General features: G+C 38.9%; 3 protein-coding genes. All 3 read right to left on the bottom strand.

Translation table 11 applies throughout. The features are described 5' to 3' along the window. Nucleotides 1-366: 366 nt before the first annotated feature. Entirely contained in the window at nt 367-663 is a 297-nt protein-coding gene (locus tag HHO47_RS18925; RefSeq protein WP_169021688.1) for a hypothetical protein, read from the bottom strand. Nucleotide 664: 1 nt separating this feature from the next. Next, the gene (locus tag HHO47_RS18930) at nt 665-1,000 is read right to left on the bottom strand and encodes a hypothetical protein (RefSeq protein ID WP_169021689.1); all 336 of its coding nucleotides are present in this window, start codon (nt 998-1,000) and stop codon (nt 665-667) included. A gap of 157 nt (nt 1,001-1,157) precedes the next feature. Further along, nucleotides 1,158-1,544 (bottom strand): DUF6559 family protein, encoded by a 387-nt coding sequence (locus HHO47_RS18935; protein WP_169021690.1) that lies wholly within the window; start codon nt 1,542-1,544, stop codon nt 1,158-1,160. Nucleotides 1,545-1,693: the final 149 nt, after the last annotated feature.

Genomic DNA, 1,693 nt, shown 5'->3' on the forward strand with positions numbered 1-1,693 from the left:
AATGACCTTGTGGTGCATGACTATATCACTACTTGCTTACAGCACCTTGCTGAGCAGCCAGATAACCTTGAGCCACTGCTACCTTGGAATATTAAGCAAGGCTAGGTGTCGTTAGCTATACGCTTACTAAAGACACAAACAGGAATGTGGAAATAAACACTAGAAGTGTATAAACGAAATAACGAACAACTTTTCCTTTTGGGTCCGGAGCAGAATCAAATCTATAATCGAATTTATTCAAGTGAAACTCCAAGTTTGTTCAGGGCATACCAACGCCAAGCTAAGCGGAAAAATACAGTTAGGCTAAACTGCGCGAAGCGCGAGCCAACTGTATTTTTTCCGTTTAAGCGCCTTGTTATATTTTTGTTATTTACAGTTAGTTGACTCTACTGCATAACTAACTGTGTGACCTACTAAATACTGATTAGCTATATAAGCATTTACTTGCTTTTCACACCACTGCATGGCGTCACCTTGGCTTTCGTAGCCGTTGCCACCTGCATTCCAGCATTGTTTTAAGTCATTGTCACGATCAGCGGCAAATAAAGCTTGAGAGCTGGTAATTTTACAAGATGAATATGTAGATTTAGATGAGCCATCATCATTACTGCCACCACATGCAGAAAGTGCAAAGATAGTTGATAAGATTAATAGTTTTCTCATGTTATTCCCCTTGCGCATATTGATTAGTAAATGATTCAGTGATCACTACACGAGACTTGCAAGGTACTTCAAAGTATTCGTGGTCGTTGTTCTTAATTTGAAGTTCTAGATTGTCGTAACCAGAGCACTCAAATTGAACACCAGACGCAGGAGTTAAATTGAAAGTTTCACCATAAAGGTCAACCTCAATTTTTTCATTTGAAAGGTTTTGTATTGATAAAGTTGATAATTCAGTTTTATAAACTTCGACATTTTCTACTGGAGAGCTGTATTCGCTTGCAATTACAGCTGAGGATAATAGTCCTAAGGTTAGGACTAATTTACTACTAAGTTTCATTATAACTCCTGTTGGTAGTGAAACTAAAAATTGCACAAGTTGTGCAGAAAAAATATAACGCCCGCATAAGGGGCTGATAATAGTTTGCTAAAATGTGCAGCGAAGCGGAACCGAGCAAAGTGTTAGCAGTCCCATGCTTAATGCGCTTGTTATATGGCTATTCGCCACCTCCTCCGCCGCAACCTCCATCTCCACAACTGCCGTCGCCTCCAAAACCACCACCGTCACCACCCATGGTTGAGCGACGTGAATAATCTAAAAGTGATTCGAAATTGAAGCGAGGCCAACTACCAAAACACTTTTTTGATACATCAGTGCGTAGGTCACTATAAGTTGATTCTAAATTCAATTCTTCGAAATCGGGTTGTGAGCAAAACATTGCAAAAGCGTATTCGATATTGTGCTCAGTTTTGAGTTCACTATCAAAAACACTCTTAACTTCATGGGTAGAGTAAAAGTTTTGCTTTTCAAATGCATCAATTAATGCAGGAGGTAATACTCTAGCTATTTTAGGAATTGAATTTTTATTAAACATGCCGAACATTTAGCTAAACTCCTTTTTGCCATATAGACATAATGACTCCCACACGGTGTTAGCCTCCGCTTTTCGTGGGTTAGCTTAATTCAAAGCCAGAGCCATAATTAGTTTGTCAATTAACTAAACAGCAGAGGCTAACATGAATAAACATAGCA

It is taken from the genome of Pseudoalteromonas arctica, from assembly GCF_012927645.1.
Taxonomy (GTDB): Bacteria; Pseudomonadota; Gammaproteobacteria; order Enterobacterales; family Alteromonadaceae; genus Pseudoalteromonas; species Pseudoalteromonas arctica_A.

What these genes read in the sequence shown, in the direction of transcription:
- HHO47_RS18925 (WP_169021688.1), bottom strand. Translation starts at nt 663, where the DNA reads ATGAGAAAACTATTAATCTTATCAACTATCTTTGCACTTTCTGCATGT.
- HHO47_RS18930 (WP_169021689.1), bottom strand. Translation starts at nt 1,000, where the DNA reads ATGAAACTTAGTAGTAAATTAGTCCTAACCTTAGGACTATTATCCTCA.
- HHO47_RS18935 (WP_169021690.1), bottom strand. Translation starts at nt 1,544, where the DNA reads ATGTTCGGCATGTTTAATAAAAATTCAATTCCTAAAATAGCTAGAGTA.